This window comes from Actinosynnema sp., assembly GCF_052038725.1.
This window is the reverse complement of record NZ_JBQGCX010000890.1, coordinates 1-2907: the sequence shown is the minus strand read 5'-3', so window position 1 is coordinate 2907 and position 2907 is coordinate 1. Positions and strand designations below refer to the sequence as shown.

5 protein-coding genes are annotated in these 2907 nt (G+C 75.0%); 2 read left to right on the top strand and 3 right to left on the bottom strand.

The window, feature by feature from the left end; translation table 11 throughout:
* Positions 1-328: SDR family NAD(P)-dependent oxidoreductase (locus tag ACTUAL_RS18450; protein ID WP_440901138.1), on the bottom strand; the 328-nt coding region annotated here is incomplete at its 3' end.
* Between the two features lie 130 nt (positions 329-458).
* On the opposite strand from ACTUAL_RS18450, the gene ACTUAL_RS18445 reads away from it, so the two are divergent.
* Positions 459-1301, top strand: a complete 843-nt coding sequence (locus ACTUAL_RS18445) for a helix-turn-helix domain-containing protein (protein ID WP_440901137.1) — start codon at positions 459-461, stop codon at positions 1299-1301.
* Positions 1302-1360: 59 nt separating this feature from the next.
* Here ACTUAL_RS18445 and ACTUAL_RS18440 read toward each other — a convergent pair whose 3' ends face one another.
* Complete coding sequence (locus tag ACTUAL_RS18440; protein ID WP_096492874.1) at positions 1361-1873, bottom strand: MarR family winged helix-turn-helix transcriptional regulator; 513 nt, start codon at positions 1871-1873, stop codon at positions 1361-1363.
* 83 nt (positions 1874-1956) lie between these two features.
* Between ACTUAL_RS18440 and ACTUAL_RS18435 the strand changes: the two genes are divergently transcribed.
* Positions 1957-2316: a DoxX family protein gene (locus ACTUAL_RS18435; RefSeq protein WP_096492873.1), complete on the top strand. Its 360-nt coding sequence runs from the start codon at positions 1957-1959 to the stop codon at positions 2314-2316.
* Positions 2317-2420: 104 nt separating this feature from the next.
* Here ACTUAL_RS18435 and ACTUAL_RS18430 read toward each other — a convergent pair.
* Positions 2421-2907: CHRD domain-containing protein (locus tag ACTUAL_RS18430; protein ID WP_440901136.1), on the bottom strand; the 487-nt coding region annotated here is incomplete at its 5' end.

Sequence of the window (2907 nt, the reverse complement as noted above, 5' to 3'; positions counted from 1 at the left end):
CGATGACGTTGACCGCGAAGGTGGCCTCGTGGCCGTCGACGGTGGTGGTGCGGGCGTCGGCGTGCTGGATGCCCGCGTTGGCGATCAGGCCGCGCAGCGGCGGCAGGCCCGCGTCCAGGAGCGCGGTGACCTCGGTGGCGGCGCGGTGCACGTCGGCCAGCGAGGACAGGTCGGTGGGGATGGCGGTGACCCTGGGGCCCGCGAGCTCGGCGGGGACCCGGCCGAGGACCACGAGCCTGCGGTCGCGGTCGGTGGCGAGCAGGTGCTGGGCGGCGACGAGGCCGATGCCCCTGCTGGCCCCGGTCATGACGGTGGTGCTGCGCTCCACGGCGGAGCCTCCCTGTTCGGTGGTGGTGTCACCAGGTTCGGGGGTGGGGAGGGCGGGGCCCAGTGCCCCGCCGGTCGGTGGGAACGGCGGTACCACCCTCGTGGGGGCGCCCGTGGGCGAGACTGGTGCGGTGACGGGATCTTCGGCGGGGAACGCGCTGGGCGAGGCGCTGCGCGGGTGGCGGGACCGGCTCTCGCCGCTGGACGTGGGGCTGCCGGTCTCCGGGGCGCGGCGGGCGAGCGGGCTGCGGCGGGAGGAGCTGTCGGCGCTGGCCGGGCTGAGCGTGGACTACCTGGTGCGGCTGGAGCAGGGGCGGGCGCGGAACCCGTCGGAGCAGGTCGTGGCGGCGCTGGCGCGGGCGTTGCAGCTGGCGGCGGCGGAGCGGGACCACCTGTACCGGCTGGCGCACCTGCCGCCGCCGTCGAGCGGGGTGATCGACAGCCACGTGCCGCCGAGCGTGCAGCGGCTGGTGGCGCGGCTCGGGGAGCTGCCGGTGGCGGTGTTCAGCGCGGACTGGACGCTGGTGACGTGGTCGCCGCTGTGGGCGGCGCTGCTGGGCGACCCGCTGCGGCTGCCCGCGGCGGAGCGGAACATCGTGGCGGCGGCGTTCCTGGGGTCGCTGCCGGTGCGGCGGGGGTCGTTGACGCTGGAGCCTGCGCTGGTGGCGGACCTGCGGGCGGCGACGGTGCGGTACCCGGCGGACCGGGGGCTGGCCGAGCTGGTGCGGCGGTGCCTGGCGGGGAGCGAGCGGTTCGCGGAGCTGTGGCGGGCGGGGGCGGTGGGCGAGCACACGCACGACCGGAAGGTGGTGGCGCACCCGGCGGTGGGCGAGGTGGTGCTGGACTGCGACGTGCTCACGGTGCCGGGGGCGGACCTGAAGATCGTGGTGTACAGCGCGGCGGCCGGGAGCGTGGACGCGGAGAAGTTGGACTTCCTGCGGGTCACCGGGGTCACCGGGGTCGCTGCCGGGTAGCGGGGGGCTTGGGGGGCGGGCTTCGAGGGCGTGCTTCGGGGGCAGGCTTCGAGGGTTGGTCAGGTCGGGTCGGGGCGGGTTCGGCCTGGGCAGCCGCCCACGCCGAGGAGGGCGTCGAGGAGGGTGCGGCAGGCGGCGCCGACGGCGCTCAGCTCGTCGCGGCCCAGGACGTCGACGACGAGCTTGCGGACCTCGGTGACGTGAGCGGGGGCGGCGTCGGCGAGCTTGGCCAGGCCCTCGTCGGTCAGGGTGGCCAGGGTGACGCGGCCGTTGTCGGGGCTCGGGGTCCTGGTCACCCAGCCCTGGCGCTCCAGCTGGGTGACGGTGTGCGACAGGCGCGAGGCGGAGCCCTGGGTGAAGGCGACCAGCTCGCTCATCGGCAGGGAGCGGTCGGGGGCCTCGGACAGGCCCGCCATGACCAGGTAGCTGAACAGGGACAGGCCGGAGTCGCGCCTGAGCTGGCTCTCCAGGGCGCTGGGCAGGGCGACGAGGACCCCGGCGAGCGCTTTCCAGTCGTGGAGCTGGTGGGGGTCGAGCCAGTTGGGCTGTTCGGCGGCGGTCGGTTCGGCCATGGGGGAATGCTACTTGACTTGAAATTTCACATGAGATGAGATGGTGGCAGTTGAAACTTCAAGTCTCATCGTGAGGGGTTTTCGTGAACGTCGTGCTGTGGGTGCTCCAGGGCCTGCTCGCCGTGGCCTTCGTCGCCGCGGGCGGGATGAAGCTGGCCACCCCGCGCCAGCAACTGCTGGAGAAGGGGATGGGCTGGGTCGAGCACCGCAAGGACGCGGAGGTCAAGGGCGTCGGCGCCGTCGAGGTGCTGGGCGGGCTCGGGCTGGTGCTGCCGTGGGCCACCGGGATCGCGCCGGTGCTGACGCCCGTCGCGGCGGTCGGGCTGGTGATCACGATGGTGATCGCGGTCGGCGTCCACCTCAAGGAGGGCGACGTCAAGGGGAGCGTGCCCGCCGCGGTGCTCGCGGTGCTGGCGCTGGTCGTGGCGATCGGGCGGTTCTGAGCACGGGTGCTGCGGGGCGGCTCCGGCGGGGCGTTCGGGCGGGGCGTTCGGGTGGGGTCGCTGACCGGGCGGGCGCCGAGGGGACGCCCGCCCGGTGAGCGCGACTACCAGCGGAGCTGGCCCCGGATGGCGCCGTCCGGGAACGCGTCGGTGTGCACGTTCACGTAGAAGTCGCGCGGGTGCACGACCAGGTCGTAGGCCAGGTCCAGGCTGATCCGCGCGCAGTCCCAGCTGTAGCCGTCGGTGGGCGCCTCCAGCGTCACCACGGGCGGGCCGGACTCGCCCGTCGCGCCCGCGTGGATGTGCGCGGCGGTCGCCTCGCCGATCCGGCGGGTGGACAGCTTCACGCAGACCGAGGTGGCGCGGACCTCGATCCTGGCGGTGCCGTAGCCGTCCGGGTCGCCGGGGCCGGGCACCTCGGCGGCGCCGGTGAGCACCGCGCCGCGCTCGTAGGACGACGAGCCGCCCAGGTTGACGCCCAGGTTGAGACCGAGGTTCAGGCCGATGCCCCGCTCGGTGGCGGCGACACCCCGGTCCGCCTCCTGGCCCGCGGGGGCCGCGGAGGCCGCGGGAGCGAGCAGGGCGGACGTG